Source organism: Pseudomonas sp. FYR_7 (genome assembly GCF_043106155.1).
Lineage (GTDB): Bacteria > Pseudomonadota > Gammaproteobacteria > Pseudomonadales > Pseudomonadaceae > Aquipseudomonas > Aquipseudomonas parafulva_B.
In genome coordinates this window covers 96,147-113,732 of sequence record NZ_JBICMI010000047.1, presented here as the reverse complement: position 1 = coordinate 113,732, position 17,586 = coordinate 96,147, and the positions used below count along the sequence as shown (strand labels likewise).

The window sequence follows — 17,586 nt, the reverse complement described above, 5'->3', positions numbered from 1 at the left end:
CTGTCATGACTTAATTGACGTGGTCCATGCGGTGTCTGCGACAATATGTCCAGCACTGCGCCACGCTCAAACCGGCGAGCCAGACACCGCGCCCACAAGGCAGCAGGCGTGGCGGCCATCATTGACTGAAATCAGGCCCCTAAATTTCCATCGCGTTAATGGCAGATGGCCTACGCTGTGCTTTGTCTGGGTTGATTCGCGCCTTATCTGCTCTGTGACAGGGACTCCATGAAGGGACATCGCACTCAAGAAGCGCCCAAGCTACTCGGGCTCACCTGGCCATTCATCGCCGTGGTGGTTTTCCAAGTCGCCCTTGGTAGTCTCAGCCTCTACACGCTTTCTGCCGTGCGTGCCTACGTGGCGGGCGAAAGCTTGTGGTCCAAAGCGCAAAAAGACGCCATCTACTACCTCAACCTGTACGCCACCACCCGCGACGAAGCCACCTATGGCCGCTATCAGCAGGCCATCGTGGTGCCCCAGGGCGATCACCGCGCGCGCAAGCTCATGGATCAGTCGAGTCTGGACCTGGAGGCGGTCCGTCAGGCCGTCCTGCAAGGTGGCAACCACCCCGACGACGTGGAACGCATCATCTGGTTCTACCGTCACTTTCGCACCGTCAGCTACCTGCAGACAGCCATCAATTACTGGGACATCGGCGACGACTACCTGGCCAAGCTGAACGTGCTGGCCGGGGAGATGCATCAGCGCTTCGCCAGCGGGCCGGTCGATGAGCAGGTGATCCGTGCCTGGAAAAGCCGCATTGCCACCATCAACGAGGGGGTGACGCCGGCTGCCAAGGCCTTCAGCGATGCCCTGGGCGAGGGGTCGCGTGTCTTGCTGCGGGTACTGCTGATCACCAACCTGCTGACCGCGATGATCCTGATCACCATCGCCTGGCGGCGCTCCAGCAAACTGCTGGCCCAGCGCCAGGCGTTTGCCAACGCGCTGCAGGAGGAAAAAGAGCGGGCGCAGATCACCCTGCAGGCTATTGGTGATGCGGTGATCACCACGGATGTGGAGGGCTTGATCGGCTACATGAACCCGGCGGCCGAGCAACTGACCCACTGGCAGGCCGCCCAGGCGCTGGGCCTGCCGTTGTCTGCACTGTTCACCCTGGTGGACGAGCACGATGTGGACGAGGGCCGCAGCCTGGTGGAACAGGTGCTCAGTGGCAGTTTGAAAGGCGGTGCCGAACATGCGCGGCTGATTCAGCGCCTGGACGGCAGTACGGTGTCGATCAATCTGGTGGGCTCGTCCATCGTCAACGACGGGCAGGTCAATGGCATCGTGCTGGTGCTGCACGACATGACTCAGGAGCGCCAGTACATCGCCAACCTCTCCTGGCAGGCCACGCACGATGCACTGACCGGCCTGGCCAACCGTCGCGAGTTCGAATACCGACTGGAGCAGGCGCTCAATGCGCTGGCGCGCCAGCCTGGGCGGCATTCGCTGATGTTCCTGGACCTGGACCAGTTCAAGCTGGTCAACGATACCTGTGGGCATGCCGCCGGGGACGAGCTGCTTCGGCACATCTGCGCCGTGCTGCAATCGGGCCTGCGTGAAGGCGACACCCTGGCGCGGCTAGGGGGCGATGAGTTTGGCGTGCTGCTTGAGAACTGCCCGTCCGAGCAGGCGGAGCGGATTGCCGAGCAGCTACGCCAGACGGTCCAAAGCCTGCATTTCGTGTGGAAAGGGCGGCCGTTCGTGACCACCGTCAGCATCGGCCTGGTGCATATCGCCCAGGCCCCCGGCACCCTCGAGGCGTCGCTGCGGGCAGCAGACATGGCCTGCTACATGGCCAAGGAAAAGGGGCGCAACCGGGTGCAGGTGTACCACGCCGATGACAGCGAGCTGTCCATTCGTTTTGGCGAGATGGCCTGGATTCAGCGCTTGCACGTGGCCCTGGAAGAGAACAGGTTCTGTCTGTACGCCCAGGAAATCGCGCCGTTGAAGGCCTTCGAGGGGCCTGGCCACATCGAAATCCTGTTGCGCCTGCACGATGAAAGCGGGCGCACCATACTGCCCAATAGCTTCATCCCGGCCGCCGAGCGCTATGGGTTGATTACCGCGCTTGATCGCTGGGTGGTGCGCAACGTCTTCATCATCATCCGCCAATGCCTAGATGCCGGCCACCAGGGGCCGCTATCGACCTGCGCCATCAACTTGTCCGGTGCCAGCATCGGCGATGACAAGTTCCTCGAGTACCTGCAGCGCCTGTTCGCCGAATATGCTATTCCTCCGCGCATGATCTGCTTCGAGATCACCGAAACCAGCGCCATTGCCAACCTGGGCAGCGCCATCCGCTTCATCAATGAGCTAAAAGGCCTGGGTTGTCGTTTTTCACTGGATGATTTCTGTGCTGGCATGTCATCGTTCGCCTACCTCAAGCATCTGCCCGTCGACTTTCTCAAGATCGACGGCAGCTTCGTCAAGGACATGCTGGACGACCCGGTGAATCGAGCCATGGTCGAAGTCATCAACCATATCGGCCATGTCATGGGCAAGCGCACGATTGCAGAATTCGTGGAAACACCCATGATCGAGCAAGCGTTACAGGAAATTGGTGTCGATTATGCCCAGGGCTATCTGATCGAGCGGCCCCTGGTATTTACCTGTGACAGTCTGCATCGCCAACGGATTGCCGCCCGGCCTCTGTTGCAGCGGGCACCTGGCACGTTTCGTTAGTTAGCTGGAAATCACAAGGAACAAGGAGTAGACAGTGATTGATGCATTCGTTCGTATCGGGCCATTGATGGACCCGGCCAGTTACCCCAAGTGGGCCCAGCAACTGCTTGCCGATTGCCATGAGAGCAAGCAGCGGGTGGTTGACCATGAGGTGTATCGACGTCTGCGTGACGGCAAGTTGAAGCAAGCGACCATTCGCCAGTACCTGATCGGTGGCTGGCCGGTGGTGGAGCAGTTCTCGTTGTACATGGCCCATAACCTCACCAAAACCCGGTATGGCCGGCACCCAGGCGAGGACATGGCGCGGCGCTGGTTGATGCGCAATATCCGCGTGGAGCTCAACCATGCCGACTACTGGGTGAACTGGGCCCACGCCCACGGCATTCACCTGCACGACCTGCAGGCCCAGGATGTGCCGCCCGAGCTCAATGGCCTCAACGATTGGTGCTGGCGTGTGTGTGCCACGGAAAACCTGGCCATTGCCATGGCCGCCACCAACTACGCCATCGAAGGGGCCACCGGGGAGTGGTCGGCGGTGGTGTGTTCCACCGACACCTACGCGATGGGCTTTCCGGAAGAGCAGCGCAAGCGGGCCATGAAGTGGCTGAAGATGCACGCGCAGTATGACGACACCCACCCGTGGGAGGCGCTGGAGATCATCTGTACGCTGGTAGGCGAGAACCCGAGCATGGCCTTGCGCACTGAGTTGCGCCGAGCCATCTGCAAGAGCTATGACTGCATGTACCTGTTCCTGGAGCGGTGCATGCAGCTTGAAGTCACCCAGCACGAGCGGGCGAGCCCGGCGTTGGCGGCGGGGTGATTGCGCGGCTGTCGTGATGCAGGCCCCGCCCATCGCTGGCACCTCGGCGATGGGCGGGGAGACGAGTGCACATGCACAACGCTGTGTCAGGTAGGCCAGCCCATCACTGGGCGTTGAATGCCTGCCCGTTCACATCCTTGCTGTCAGGCCCCATCAAGTAGAGGTAGACCGGCATGATTTCCTCAGGCAGCGGGTTGTCCTGAGGGTTCTCGCTCGGGTAGGCCTGCGCGCGCATGGCCGTACGCGTCGCGCCCGGGTTGATGCTGTTGGAGCGCACCGGCGCCACCCCTTCGAGCTCGTCTGCCAGGGTCTGCATCATGCCTTCGGTGGCGAACTTGGAGATGCCGTAGGCGCCCCAATAAGCGCGGCCCTTGCGCCCGACACTGCTGCTGGTGAACACCACCGAAGCATCTTCGGACTGCTTGAGCAGCGGCAGCAGGGTGCTGGTGAGCATGAAGGTGGCATTGACGTTGATGTGCATGACGCGCATGAAGTTGTCGCCCGACAACTGCTCCATGGGCGTGCGTGGGCCGATGATCGAGGCGTTGTTGAGCAACCCGTCCAGGCGCCCGAACTGTTCCTCGATCATGACCGCCAGCTCGTCGTACTGATGGGCGAGGGCGGTTTCCAGGTTGAACGGGATCACCACAGGCTGGGGGTGCCCGGCCGCTTCGATCTCGTCATAAAGCGCATTCAGGTTCGCTTCGGTCTTGCCGAGCAGCAGCACCGTGGCGCCCAGGGCAGCGTAGGCCTTGGCCGCGGCGGCGCCGATGCCGCGCCCGGCACCGGTGACCAGGATGACCCGGCCTTTGAGCAGGTCGGGGCGGGCAGTGTATTCGAACATGTCAGATCCTTAGGCGTTAGCGGTGATCAGCAACCACAGAGGGCGCCGTCGATGACTTTACGCAGGTCCTGCGGGCTGTCCACCACCACATCGGCACCCCAGTTGTTGGGGTTGTCCTCGGGATGGATGTAGCCGAAGCGTACCGCTGCGGTGCGGGTGCCGGCATCGCGGCCGGATTCGATATCGCGCAGATCGTCACCGACGAACAGCACGCTGGCAGGGTCCAGCGCCAAGGTTTTGCAGGCCAGGATGAGCGGCTCGGGGTCGGGCTTGCTGTTCTTTACATGATCCGGGCAGATCAGCAAGGCCGAGCGTTCAGCCAGCCCCAGGCGCTGCATGATCGGCTCGGCGAAGCGCACAGGCTTGTTGGTGACCACGCCCCACAACAGCTTGCCTCGCTCGATGTCCTCCAGCAGCTCGGCCATGCCGTCGAACAGGCGGGTATGCACGGCGCAGTCGCGCTGGTAGCGCTCCAGGAACTCCAGGCGCAAGGCTTCGAAACCTTCGGCCTGCGGGTCCATGGCGAAGGTGGCGGCCACCATGGCGCGTGCACCCCCGGAGATCACGCCCCGAATCAGCGCGTCGTCGACGACCGGCAGGCCTCGATCGGTGAGCATGGCCTGGCAGATGGCGATGAAGTCGGGCGCCGTGTCCAGCAAGGTGCCGTCCATGTCGAAGAGTACCGCTCGCAGGCGCATGCTTATTCCTCGCGCAGGGTCTGGATCATGTAGTTGACGTCCACATCGCTGCTGAGCTTGTAGTGCTTGGTCAGCGGGTTGTAGGTCAGGCCGATGATGTCCTTGACCTCAAGGCCGGCGACGCGGCTCCAGGCACCCAGCTCGGAAGGGCGGATGAATTTCTTGAAGTCGTGGGTGCCGCGCGGGAGCATCTTGAGGATGTACTCGGCGCCGACGATGGCCAGCAGGTAGGCCTTGGGGTTGCGGTTGATGGTGGAGAAGAACACCTGGCCGCCTGGCTTGACCATGCGGTAGCAGGCGCGGATCACCGATGAGGGGTCAGGCACGTGCTCGAGCATCTCAAGGCAGGTGACCACGTCGAAGGCACCGGGCATTTCTTCGGCCAGGGCCTCGGCCGTGACCTGACGGTATTCGACCTCCACACCCGATTCCAGCTGATGCAGGCGGGCGACGGCCAGGGGCGCCTCGCCCATGTCGATGCCGGTCACCGAAGCGCCGCGCAGGGCCATGGCTTCGCTGAGGATGCCGCCGCCGCAACCCACGTCCAGCACGTTCTTGCCAGCAAGGTGGGCGCGCTCGTCGATCCAGTTGACGCGCAGCGGGTTGATATCGTGCAGCGGCTTGAACTCGCTCTCGCGGTCCCACCAGCGGTGGGCCAGCGCTTCGAATTTTGCGATTTCAGCGCGGTCGACGTTGCTCATTGAACAGTCCTCAGAAACGTGGGAATCAGCTTCACGTGGCAAGCTGCAAGGTGCATGACATACAGACGGTGGCGTTGGCCCAAGCGTTCGCACGGCGTCAGGCTTGTCTTGTCAGACGCCATGAGCCTTTTGCCCGCAGAGCTTGCGGCAGCTTTCTGTGCGTGGCCTGGCAGGCCCACGCCAGAGAGCGGGCGTTGGTGGTGCTTCGGCCAGCGGCTCTGTGCCCAACCTTGCTTGTGCTGCCGGGTGTCTGCGGCGCGCAGCTTGCGCTCGAAAAGGCCGAAGTATACCCGAGCGCTCAGGGCGCCGGGTCGCTATAATCGCCGGCTTTTGATACGCGAACGACGGGGAGAGGTGATGCGCGAGCAACTTATGGCGGCCGAGAAGGTGACCGGAATCCGCTGGCAGGGCGGCGTTCTGCATCTGCTCGACCAGCGCCTGCTGCCATCCCAGGAGCACTGGCTGGCCTGCGACACGGTCGCGCAGGTGGCCACCGCCATTCGCGACATGGCCGTGCGTGGCGCATCGGCCATCGGTATCGTGGCGGCGTATGGGCTGGTCCTGGCCGCCGAGGAGCGCCTGGCCGAAGGGGGCGACTGGGAGATGGACCTTGAAGAGGATTTCATGCTCCTGGCCGAGGCGCGCCCTACCGCAGCCAACCTGTTCTGGGCCCTGAACCGCATGCGCGAGCGCCTGCAACGCCTGCGTCCCGGCGAAGATGTGCTGGGCGCACTGGAAGCCGAAGCGCTGGCCATTCACGAAAGCGATCGCGAGGCCAACCTGACCATGGCCCAGCACGGCACCGAGCTGATCCGTCGGCACCAGGGCAATGCCCAGACGCTGCTGACCTATGGCAATGCCGGGGCCTTGGCCAGCGGCGGTTTCGGAACGGCGCTGGGTGTGATTCGCGCAGGCTTTCTGGAAGGGATGGTGGAGCGGGTCTATGCCGGGGAAACTCGCCCGTGGCTGCAGGGTTCGCGGCTCACGGCCTGGGAGCTGGCCAACGAAGGCCTGCCGGTCACCCTGTGCGCCGATTCGGCCCTGGCGCACCTGATGAAGACCAAGGGCATCACTTGGGTCGTGGTCGGCGCTGATTGCATCGCTGCCAACGGAGATGTGGCCAGCAAGATCGGTACCTACCAACTGGCGGTCAGCGCCATGCACCATGGTGTGCGCTTCATGGTCGTGGCCCCGAGCAGCAGTATCGACCTGAACCTGGAAACGGGCGACGACATCCCGCTTGAAGAGCGCGAACCGGATGAACTGCTCGACTATGCCGGCACTCGGGTGGCGCCGCAGGTGGAGGTGTTCAATCCGGTCTTCGACGTGACCCCGGCGGACCTGATCGATGTGATCGTGACCGAGCGCGGCATCATCGAACGCCCGGATACGGCCAAGCTGGCGCAGATGATGTGCCGCAAGCGTTTGCACTGAAAGGCGATACAGCAGTTGCGTTGCGCTCGACTGCCGGGCGTGGCCCTCTGCAGGCGTTTTTCCATGCCTGGGCGCCCCTGCCGGGCACGCTGTCGAACGCGGGCCTGGTGGTGCTCGCGGCTACCTTGCACCACGGCGCGGGCCCCTTGGCCTGGGCATGAATTCGCGGCCCGGCTGGCCGCTTGCCGCATCTCCCACTACCCCTGCCGTTGTGGTAATATCCGGCAGTTTCCAAGACCCCGCTGTGCGGCGGTCTTCATTGCGCAGATCCATGGCACAACTCATTGATTTGTCGTAAGTCGTCGCGGGCGAGTGCACTGCGGCGGCGAGCTTCGTTCGGCCCTTGATGGCGCTGCGAAGTTTCACCAGAAAAAGGAATCAGGCTTCTCATGGGCGAACTGGCCAAAGAAATCCTCCCGGTCAATATCGAAGACGAACTGAGACAGTCTTACCTCGACTACGCGATGAGCGTGATTGTCGGGCGAGCGCTGCCCGATGCGCGTGACGGCTTGAAGCCCGTGCATCGCCGCGTTCTCTTTGCGATGAGCGAACTGGGCAACGACTGGAACAAGCCGTACAAGAAATCCGCCCGTGTGGTCGGTGACGTGATCGGTAAGTACCACCCGCACGGCGACACTGCGGTCTACGACACCATCGTGCGTATGGCCCAGCCCTTCTCGCTGCGCTACCTGCTGGTCGACGGCCAGGGCAACTTCGGTTCGGTGGACGGCGACAACGCCGCGGCCATGCGATACACCGAAGTGCGCATGGCCAAGCTGGCGCATGAGCTGCTGGCCGACCTGCACAAGGAAACCGTCGACTGGGTGCCCAACTACGACGGCACCGAGCAGATCCCGGCGGTCATGCCGACGCGTATTCCCAACCTGCTGGTCAACGGTTCCAGCGGCATCGCCGTGGGCATGGCCACCAACATTCCGCCGCACAACCTGGGCGAAGTCATCGATGGCTGCCTGGCGCTGATCGATAACCCGGACGTCACCATCGATGAGCTGATGCAGCACATTCCCGGTCCTGACTTCCCTACCGCCGGCCTGATCAACGGCCGCCAGGGCATCATCGAGGCCTACCGCACCGGCCGTGGCCGCATCTACATGCGTGCCCGCTCCCAGATCGAAGACATCGACAAGGTGGGCGGTCGCCAGCAGATCGTCGTGACCGAGCTGCCGTACCAGTTGAACAAGGCGCGTCTGATCGAGAAGATCGCCGAACTGGTCAAAGAGAAGAAGATCGAGGGCATCACCGAGCTGCGCGACGAGTCCGACAAGGACGGCATGCGCATCGTCATCGAGCTGCGTCGCGGCGAGGTGCCGGAGGTGGTGCTCAACAACCTGTACTCGCAGACCCAGCTGCAGAGCGTGTTCGGCATCAACGTCGTCGCCCTGGTCGATGGCCGTCCGCGGCTGCTCAACCTCAAGGACCTGCTCGAAGCCTTCGTGCGCCACCGCCGCGAAGTGGTTACCCGGCGCACCGTGTTCGAACTGCGCAAGGCGCGTGAGCGCGGCCACATCCTTGAAGGCCAGGCGGTTGCGCTGTCCAACATCGACCCGGTCATCGCGATGATCAAAGCCTCGCCCACGCCGTCCGAGGCCAAGGAAGCCCTGGTGTCCACCGCCTGGGAATCGAGTGCCGTGCAGGTCATGGTCGAACGTGCCGGCGCCGAGTCGTGCCGCCCGGCCGACCTGCCTGAACAGTATGGCCTGCGCGACGGCAAGTACTACCTCTCGCCAGAACAGGCTCAGGCCATCCTTGACCTGCGTCTGCACCGCCTAACTGGCCTGGAGCACGAGAAGCTGCTGGCCGAGTACCAGGAAATCCTGGAACAGATCGGTGAGCTGATCCGCATTCTCAACAGCGCCGAGCGCCTGATGGAAGTCATCCGCGAAGAGCTCGAAGCGATTCGCGCCGAGTACGGCGATGCCCGTCGCACCGAAATCCTCAATGCCAGCCACGACCTCAACTACGGCGACATGATCCCGGAAGAAGAGCGTGTGGTGACCATTTCCCATGGCGGGTATGCCAAGACCCAGCCATTGTCCGCCTACCAGGCCCAGCGCCGTGGCGGCAAGGGCAAGTCGGCCACCGGCGTGAAGGACGAGGACTACATCGAGCACCTGTTGGTGGCCAACAGCCACGCTACCCTGCTGCTGTTCTCCAGCAAGGGCAAGGTGTACTGGAAGAAGACCTACGAAATCCCCGAGGCGTCCCGCGCTGCCCGTGGTCGCCCGCTGGTCAACCTGCTGCCGCTGGAAGAGGGTGAGCGCATCACCGCCATGTTGCAGGTCGATCTTGAAGCCTTGCAGCAGAACGCCGACCTCGAAGAAGAACTCGAAGACGCCGATGACACCGTGCTCGAAGGCGAGCTGGTCGAAGTGGAGGAAGTGGACGAGGAAGAAGGCGACACCCCCGAGTGGGCGGCAGAGCCTACCGGCGCTTACATCTTCATGGCCACCGCCTCCGGCACCGTCAAGAAGACGCCGCTGGTCCAGTTCGCCCGTCCTCGCTCCAACGGCCTGATCGCCCTGAAGCTCAAGGAAGGCGACACCCTGATCGCGGCGGCCATCACCGATGGCGCCAAGGAAGTCATGATGTTCTCCGACGCCGGCAAGGTCATCCGCTTTGCCGAGAGCGTGGTGCGCGAAATGGGCCGTACCGCCCGTGGCGTGCGCGGCATGAAGCTAGGCAAGGGCCAGCAGATCATTTCGATGCTGATCCCGGAGTCCGGCGCGCAGATCCTCACCGCGTCCGAGCGTGGCTATGGCAAGCGTACCCCGCTGTCCAAGTTCCCCCGTCGCGGCCGTGGCGGCCAGGGCGTGATCGCCATGGGTACCAAGGGGCGCAACGGTTTGCTGATCGGCGCCATCCAGGTGCAGGAAGGTGAAGAAATCATGCTGATTTCCGATCAAGGCACATTGGTGCGTACCCGGGTCGGCGAGGTGTCCAGCCTGAGCCGGAACACCCAGGGCGTGACGCTGATCAAGCTGGCCTCCGACGAGACGCTGGTGGGCCTTGAGCGTATTCAGGAGCCGTCTGAGGAAGAGCTCGATGCGCTCATCGAGCTGGACGAGGAGGGCGTGGAGGCCCAGGCTCCTGACGAGCAAGATGCGGCGGGCGCCGAAGAGGCCCCGCAAGAGTAAGTGCGCTGAACCCGAACGGGGCGACCAAGGTCGCCCCGTTTGACTGATCAAGCCAGGCATTTGGCCTGCAAGGGCCCCAAGCAGGCCTGGGCCACCGAATTACGATGTTGTTCTATTTGGCAGAGCGAGAGTGGATGTGAGCAAACGAGCCTTTAACTTCTGCGCAGGCCCTGCCGCGCTTCCTGATGCCGTGCTGCAGCGCGCCCAGGCCGAGATGCTGGACTGGCACGGCAAGGGCCTGTCGGTCATGGAAATGAGCCACCGCAGCGACGACTACGTGGCCATCGCCGAGAAGGCCGAGCAGGACCTGCGTGACCTGCTGTCCATCCCCTCCAATTACAAGGTGCTGTTCCTGCAGGGCGGCGCCAGCCAGCAATTTGCCGAAATCCCGCTCAACCTGTTGCCAGAAGACGGCACCGCCGACTACATCGAGACCGGTATCTGGTCGAAAAAGGCCATCGAGGAAGCGCGCCGCTTCGGCAACGTCAACGTGGCTGCCAGCGCCAAGCCCTACGACTACCTGGCCATTCCTGGCCAGAACGAGTGGAACCTGACCGCCAACGCGGCTTACGTGCACTATGCGTCCAATGAGACCATCGGTGGCCTGCAGTTCGACTGGGTGCCACAGACCGGCGATGTGCCGCTGGTGGTGGACATGTCCTCCGACATTCTCTCGCGCCCCATCGACGTGTCGCAGTTCGGCCTGATCTACGCAGGTGCCCAGAAGAACATCGGCCCTAGCGGGCTGGTGGTGGTGATCGTGCGGGAAGACCTGCTGGGCCATGCCCGCAGCAGTTGCCCGACCATGCTCGATTACAAGGTCTCGGCAGACAATGGCTCGATGTACAACACGCCTGCGACTTACGCCTGGTACCTCTCAGGCCTGGTCTTCGAGTGGTTGAAGGAGCAGGGCGGCGTGGACGCCATGGAGCAGCGCAACCGTGCCAAGAAAGACTTGCTGTACGGGTTCATCGATGCCAGCGCGTTTTACAGCAACCCGATCAGCGTCAATGCCCGGTCGTGGATGAACGTCCCGTTCCGCCTGGCCGACGAACGCCTGGACAAGGCCTTCCTGGCCGGTGCCGACGCCCGTGGTTTGCTCAACCTTAAGGGCCACCGGTCGGTTGGAGGCATGCGTGCATCCATCTACAACGCCCTGGGCCTGGATGCGGTTGAAGCCCTGGTGGACTACATGGCTGAATTCGAGAAGGAGCACGGTTGATGTCCGAGCATGAACTGCAGGCGCTGCGTGTGCGCATCGACAGCCTCGACGAAAGGATTCTTGAGCTGATCAGCGAGCGTGCTCGCTGCGCTCAGGAAGTGGCCAAGGTCAAGACCGCGTCGCTGGCCGAGGGCGAGGCGCCGGTGTTCTACCGTCCCGAGCGCGAGGCTGCCGTGCTCAAGCGCGTGATGGAGCGCAACAAGGGGCCATTGGACAACGAGGAAATGGCGCGGCTGTTCCGCGAAATCATGTCCTCGTGCCTGGCACTGGAAGAGCCGCTCAAGATCGCTTACCTGGGCCCTGAAGGTACCTTCACCCAGGCCGCCGCCATGAAGCATTTCGGTCATGCCGTGGTCAGTCGTCCGATGGCGGCCATCGACGAGGTGTTCCGCGAAGTGGCAGCCGGGGCCGTGAACTTCGGCGTGGTGCCGGTGGAAAACTCCACCGAAGGCGCAGTCAGTCACACCCTCGACAGCTTCCTCGAGCACGACATGGTGATCTGTGGCGAAGTGGAGCTGCGTATTCACCACCACCTGCTGGTGGGCGAGAACACCAAGACCGACAGCATCAGTCGCATCTATTCCCATGCCCAGTCATTGGCCCAGTGCCGCAAGTGGCTCGATGCCCATTACCCCAACGTCGAGCGTGTGGCGGTGTCGAGCAACGCCGAGGCTGCCAAGCGCGTCAAGGGTGAGTGGAACTCGGCGGCCATCGCAGGCGACATGGCGGCCAACCTGTACGGCCTGACCCGTCTTGCCGAGAAAATCGAGGACCGTCCGGACAACGCCACGCGATTCCTGATGATCGGCAACCAGGAAGTGCCGCCCACCGGGGACGACAAGACGTCGATCATCGTCTCGATGAGCAACAAGCCCGGTGCACTGCACGAGTTGTTGGTGCCGTTCCACCAGAATGGTATCGACCTGACCCGCATCGAGACCCGGCCTTCGCGCAGTGGCAAGTGGACCTATGTGTTCTTCATCGACTTCGTCGGCCATCACCGCGATCCGCTGATCAAGGCGGTGCTAGAGCAGATCAGCCAGGAGGCGGTGGCGCTGAAAGTGCTGGGGTCTTATCCGAAGGCGGTGCTTTGACGCGCAACCTTCCGGGTCGGTGCACGGCCCCGTAAGTCCTCATGGACTGCCTCGATTTTCGTACAGGGTTCATACCAGTGGTAAAAGCAGCAAACACCAAACCCGCCCCGATCATCGACCGCCTGGTAGTGGTCGGCCTCGGTCTGATCGGTGGCTCGTTCGCCAAAGGCCTGCGTGAAAGCGGCCTGTGCCGCGAAGTGGTCGGCGTCGACCTCGATGCGCCGTCGCGCAAGCAGGCCGTTGCCCTGGGCGTGGTCGACCGCTGCGAAGAGGACCTGGCCACGGCCTGCCTTGGCGCCGATGTGATCCAACTGGCCGTGCCAATTCTAGCCATGGAGAAAGTTCTGGCGCGCCTGGCCCGGCTCGATCTGGGTGAGGCCGTGATCACGGACGTTGGCAGTGCCAAGGGCAACGTCGTGCGCGAAGCGCGTTCGGTGCTTGGCGAGCGCTTGTCGCGTTTCGTGCCTGGCCACCCCATCGCTGGCTCCGAGCAGAGCGGGGTGGAGGCGTCCAACGCCAGCCTGTTCCGTCGGCACAAGGTCATCCTCACGCCGCTGGCCGAAACCGACCCTGCAGCGCTGGCCTTGGTCGATCGCCTGTGGCGTACGCTGGAGGCTGACGTTGAGCACATGCCGGTCGAGCGCCATGACGAAGTGCTGGCCGCGACCAGCCACTTGCCACACCTGCTGGCCTTCGGGCTGGTCGATTCGCTGGCCAAGCGCGATGAAAACCTGGACATCTTCCGGTACGCTGCGGGAGGTTTTCGCGATTTCACGAGAATCGCCGGTAGCGACCCGACCATGTGGCATGACATTTTTCTTGCCAACCGCGACGCTGTCCTGCGCACACTCGATACATATCGCAGTGATCTCGACGCCCTGCGCGACGCGATCGCTGAAGGGGACGGGCACCAGCTGCTGGGTGTTTTCACCCGCGCTCGGTTTGCCCGCGAGCATTTCAGTAAAATCCTGGCCCGCCGGGCCTATGTGGACGCTATGAACGCCAACGATCTGATTTTCCTGGCCCAACCCGGTGGCCGCCTGAATGGGCGAATCCGCGTACCGGGCGACAAGTCGATTTCCCATCGCTCGATCATGCTCGGCTCGCTGGCCGAAGGCACCACCGAGGTCGAGGGTTTTCTCGAAGGTGAAGATGCCCTGGCGACCTTGCAGGCTTTTCGCGACATGGGCGTGGTCATCGAAGGCCCTCATCAGGGCCGCGTGACCATTCATGGCGTCGGCCTGCACGGCCTTAAGCCACCGCCTGGCCCGCTGTACGTGGGCAACTCAGGTACCTCGATGCGCCTGCTGTCGGGCCTGCTGGCCGGCCAGTCGTTCGACGTCACCATGACCGGCGACGCCTCGCTTTCCAAGCGCCCGATGAACCGGGTGGCCAACCCGCTGCGCGAAATGGGGGCTGTGGTCGAGACCGGTCCGGACGGCCGTCCGCCGCTGACCATTCGTGGCGGCAGCAAACTCAAGGCGCTGACCTACACCCTGCCGATGGCCAGTGCTCAGGTCAAATCCTGCCTGCTGCTGGCTGGCCTGTACGCCGAAGGCAAGACCACCGTCACCGAGCCTGCGCCGACCCGTGATCACACCGAGCGCATGCTGCGCGGCTTCGGCTATTCGGTCGAAACCAACGGCCCGGTCGCTTCGCTGCAAGCTGGCGGCAAGCTGACCGCGACTCGCATCGAAGTGCCAGCGGACATTTCGTCGGCAGCGTTCTTCCTGGTGGCGGCGTCCATTGCCGAGGGTTCGGAGCTGGTGCTCGAACATGTCGGCATCAACCCCACCCGTACCGGCGTCATCGACATCCTGCGCCTTATGGGTGGCGATATCACCCTGGAAAACCAGCGTGAAGTCGGTGGTGAGCCGGTGGCCGACCTGCGCGTGCGCGGTGCCAAGCTCAAGGGCATCGATATCCCTGAAGAGCTGGTGCCGCTGGCCATCGATGAGTTCCCCGTGCTGTTCGTTGCCGCTGCCTGCGCTGAAGGGCGTACCGTGCTGCGCGGTGCCGAAGAACTGCGGGTTAAAGAGTCCGACCGCATCCAGGTGATGGCCGACGGCTTGATCACCCTGGGCATCCAGTGTGAGCCCACCCCCGATGGCATCATCATCGACGGCGGGCAACTGGGCGGTGGTGAGGTGCACGGGCACGGTGACCACCGCATCGCCATGGCCTTCAGCGTCGCATCGCTGCGCGCTAGCGCGCCGATTCGTATCCATGACTGCGCCAACGTCGCCACCTCGTTCCCCAACTTCCTGTCGCTGTGCGCTGAGGTTGGCATCCGCGTGGCCGAAGAGGATAAGTCGTGAGCACCTTGACGCCGGTCATCACCATTGATGGACCCAGTGGTTCCGGCAAGGGGACCGTGGCCGGTCTGATGGCACGCGAGCTGGGTTGGCGGCTGCTGGATTCGGGCGCGCTGTACCGTCTGCTGGCCTTCAATGCCAGCAACCACGGCGTGGACCTGACCAATGAGGAACTGCTGACCCAACTTGCCGCCCATCTGGATGTGCAATTCATTGCCGCCGAGCCCGGTAAACTGCAGCAGATCATTCTCGAGGGTGAGGATGTCAGCAACGTGATCCGCACCGAAACCGTCGGTGCCGGCGCTTCGATGGTCGCTTCGCTGCCTGCGGTGCGTGATGCACTGCTGGTGCGCCAGCGCGCCTTCCGCGAGGCGCCAGGCCTGATCGCCGACGGTCGTGACATGGGCACGGTGGTGTTTCCGGACGCGCCGCTGAAGGTGTTTCTCACCGCCAGTGCCGAGGAACGTGCCCGCCGCCGTTACCTTCAGTTGAAGGGCAAGGGTGAAGATGTTAGTCTGTCGAGTCTGCTGGATGAGATTCGTGCGCGTGACGAGCGCGACACCCAACGTGCAGTGGCCCCGCTAAAACCTGCGGCCGACGCCATTCAGTTGGACTCAACCGAGTTGTCCATCGAGCAGGTGTTGCAACGTATCAGGAGCGAGCTCGCCTTGCGCGATCTCCTCTGATAACCAGGAAGGCAGGCAGGGGCACCAGTCAACGTCCTGCCCGCTTTCCTTTATCTAAACGAAACCCACATTGTCTGGAATGTGGCGATGGGCGTCTGTTTCGCCCGAATCTACAGGAATTAAAATGAGCGAAAGCTTTGCAGAACTCTTTGAAGAAAGCCTGAAAACCCTCAATCTTCAGCCGGGTGCGATCATCACCGGTATCGTTGTCGACATCGACGGCGACTGGGTTACCGTACACGCTGGCCTGAAGTCCGAGGGCGTCATCCCGCTCGAGCAGTTCTACAACGAAGCTGGCGAGCTGACCATCAAGGTCGGTGACGAAGTGCACGTTGCGCTGGACGCGGTCGAAGACGGCTTTGGCGAAACCAAGCTGTCCCGTGAAAAAGCCAAGCGCGCCGAGTGCTGGATTGTTCTGGAAGCAGCTTTCGCCGCCGAAGAAGTGGTCAAGGGCGTTATCAACGGTAAGGTTAAGGGCGGCTTCACTGTCGACGTTAACGGCATCCGTGCGTTCCTGCCGGGCTCCCTGGTTGATGTCCGCCCAGTGCGCGACACCACCCACCTGGAAGGCAAAGAGCTGGAATTCAAGGTCATCAAGCTCGACCAGAAGCGCAACAACGTTGTCGTTTCCCGTCGCAGCGTGCTGGAAGCCGAGAACTCCGCCGAGCGCGAAGCCCTGCTGGAAACCCTGCAGGAAGGCCAGCAAGTCAAAGGTATCGTCAAGAACCTCACCGACTACGGCGCATTCGTGGACCTGGGCGGTATCGACGGCCTGCTGCACATCACCGACATGGCTTGGAAGCGTATCAAGCACCCATCGGAAATCGTTAACGTTGGCGACGAAGTCGACGTACGCGTTCTGAAGTTCGACCGCGAGCGCAACCGCGTTTCGCTGGGTCTGAAGCAGATGGGCGAAGATCCGTGGGTAGCTATCACTGCCCGTTACCCAGAAGGTACTCGCGTACAGGCTCGCGTAACCAACCTGACCGACTACGGCTGCTTCGCTGAGCTGGAAGAAGGCGTTGAAGGTCTGGTACACGTTTCTGAAATGGACTGGACCAACAAGAACATCCACCCGTCGAAAGTCGTTCAGGTTGGCGACGAAGTGGAAGTCATGGTTCTGGACATCGACGAAGAGCGTCGTCGTATCTCCCTGGGCATCAAGCAGTGCAAGTCCAACCCATGGGAAGACTTCTCCGGCCAGTTCAACAAGGGTGACAAGATCACCGGTACCATCAAGTCGATCACCGACTTCGGTATCTTCATCGGTCTGGACGGCGGCATCGACGGTCTGGTTCACCTATCCGACATCTCCTGGAACGAAACCGGCGAAGAAGCCGTACGTCGTTTCAAGAAGGGCGACGAGCTGGAAACCGTCATCCTGTCGGTCGATCCAGAGCGCGAGCGCATCTCCCTGGGCATCAAGCAGCTGGAAGACGATCCGTTCTCCAACTTCGTTGCTGTCAATGACAAGGGCGCTATCGTCAAGGGCATCGTGAAAGAAGTTGACGCCAAAGGTGCCATCGTCACCCTGGCCGACGACATCGAAGCCACTCTGAAAGCTTCCGAAATCAGCCGTGACCGCGTTGAAGACGCGCGTAACGTTCTGAAGGAAGGCGAAGAGATCGAAGCCAAGATCATCAGCGTTGACCGCAAATCGCGTGTCATCAGCCTGTCGATCAAGTCCAAGGACGACGCTGAAGAGCGTGAAGCCATCCAGAGCCTGAAAAACGCTCCGGAAGCGGCTGCCGATACCACCATGGCTGCGCTGCTGCGCGAAGCAATGGCCAAGCAGAACTGAGTTCTGTTTGATCGGTAGAAAGGGCGACCCTCGGGTCGCCCTTTTTTATGGGCGTTATCTGCGCCTGCTTGGGGTGTGACCCTACGTGTTTCGTGGTTGAACTCGCTTGCCTCAACCCGCTAAGGTCCCGA

At 62.5% G+C, this 17,586-nt stretch carries 12 protein-coding genes; 9 read left to right on the top strand and 3 right to left on the bottom strand.

Annotated elements, in window-relative coordinates:
- Positions 1-228: 228 nt before the first annotated feature.
- The gene (locus tag ACF8R3_RS11280) at positions 229-2,685 is read left to right on the top strand and encodes an EAL domain-containing protein (protein ID WP_392515611.1); all 2,457 of its coding nucleotides are present in this window, start codon (positions 229-231) and stop codon (positions 2,683-2,685) included.
- Positions 2,686-2,719: 34 nt separating this feature from the next.
- On the top strand, positions 2,720-3,505 hold the full coding sequence (locus ACF8R3_RS11275; RefSeq protein WP_058637576.1) for a TenA family transcriptional regulator: 786 nt from the start codon (positions 2,720-2,722) through the stop codon (positions 3,503-3,505).
- Between the two features lie 103 nt (positions 3,506-3,608).
- Here the strand turns inward: ACF8R3_RS11275 and ACF8R3_RS11270 are convergent, their stop codons facing one another.
- From ACF8R3_RS11270 to ubiG, 3 genes are read right to left on the bottom strand one after another with little or no spacing between them, the layout of a single operon-like run.
- Positions 3,609-4,349, bottom strand: a complete 741-nt coding sequence (locus ACF8R3_RS11270) for a YciK family oxidoreductase (RefSeq protein ID WP_078478915.1) — start codon at positions 4,347-4,349, stop codon at positions 3,609-3,611.
- A 26-nt stretch (positions 4,350-4,375) separates the two neighbouring features.
- On the bottom strand, positions 4,376-5,047 hold the full coding sequence (mupP, locus tag ACF8R3_RS11265) for an N-acetylmuramic acid 6-phosphate phosphatase MupP (RefSeq protein WP_058637578.1): 672 nt from the start codon (positions 5,045-5,047) through the stop codon (positions 4,376-4,378).
- 2 nt (positions 5,048-5,049) lie between these two features.
- Entirely contained in the window at positions 5,050-5,748 is a 699-nt protein-coding gene (ubiG, locus tag ACF8R3_RS11260; RefSeq protein WP_058605610.1) for a bifunctional 2-polyprenyl-6-hydroxyphenol methylase/3-demethylubiquinol 3-O-methyltransferase UbiG, read from the bottom strand.
- Positions 5,749-6,105: 357 nt separating this feature from the next.
- On the opposite strand from ubiG, the gene mtnA reads away from it, so the two are divergent.
- From mtnA to rpsA, 7 genes are all read left to right on the top strand, one after another.
- Positions 6,106-7,182 carry an S-methyl-5-thioribose-1-phosphate isomerase gene (gene mtnA / locus ACF8R3_RS11255; protein WP_392515610.1) on the top strand — a complete coding sequence of 359 codons (1,077 nt, stop codon included), beginning with the start codon at positions 6,106-6,108 and terminating at the stop codon, positions 7,180-7,182.
- A gap of 389 nt (positions 7,183-7,571) precedes the next feature.
- Positions 7,572-10,337, top strand: a complete 2,766-nt coding sequence (gyrA, locus tag ACF8R3_RS11250) for a DNA gyrase subunit A (RefSeq protein WP_023533831.1) — start codon at positions 7,572-7,574, stop codon at positions 10,335-10,337.
- Positions 10,338-10,473: 136 nt separating this feature from the next.
- Complete coding sequence (gene serC / locus ACF8R3_RS11245) at positions 10,474-11,559, top strand: 3-phosphoserine/phosphohydroxythreonine transaminase (protein ID WP_058637580.1); 1,086 nt, start codon at positions 10,474-10,476, stop codon at positions 11,557-11,559.
- Positions 11,559-12,653: a prephenate dehydratase gene (pheA, locus tag ACF8R3_RS11240; RefSeq protein ID WP_058605607.1), complete on the top strand. Its 1,095-nt coding sequence runs from the start codon at positions 11,559-11,561 to the stop codon at positions 12,651-12,653. Before serC ends, pheA begins: the two co-directional genes overlap by 1 nt.
- A 77-nt stretch (positions 12,654-12,730) precedes the next feature.
- A complete protein-coding gene (locus ACF8R3_RS11235) occupies positions 12,731-14,971 on the top strand; it encodes a bifunctional prephenate dehydrogenase/3-phosphoshikimate 1-carboxyvinyltransferase (RefSeq protein WP_392515609.1) in 2,241 nt (746 codons plus the stop codon).
- Positions 14,968-15,654 carry a (d)CMP kinase gene (cmk, locus tag ACF8R3_RS11230; RefSeq protein WP_058637582.1) on the top strand — a complete coding sequence of 229 codons (687 nt, stop codon included), beginning with the start codon at positions 14,968-14,970 and terminating at the stop codon, positions 15,652-15,654. The genes ACF8R3_RS11235 and cmk overlap by 4 nt, the downstream gene beginning before the upstream one ends.
- A gap of 124 nt (positions 15,655-15,778) precedes the next feature.
- Positions 15,779-17,455, top strand: coding sequence for a 30S ribosomal protein S1 (rpsA, locus tag ACF8R3_RS11225; RefSeq protein ID WP_003252673.1), 1,677 nt, complete (start codon positions 15,779-15,781; stop codon positions 17,453-17,455).
- The last annotated feature ends 131 nt before the right edge of the window (positions 17,456-17,586 follow it).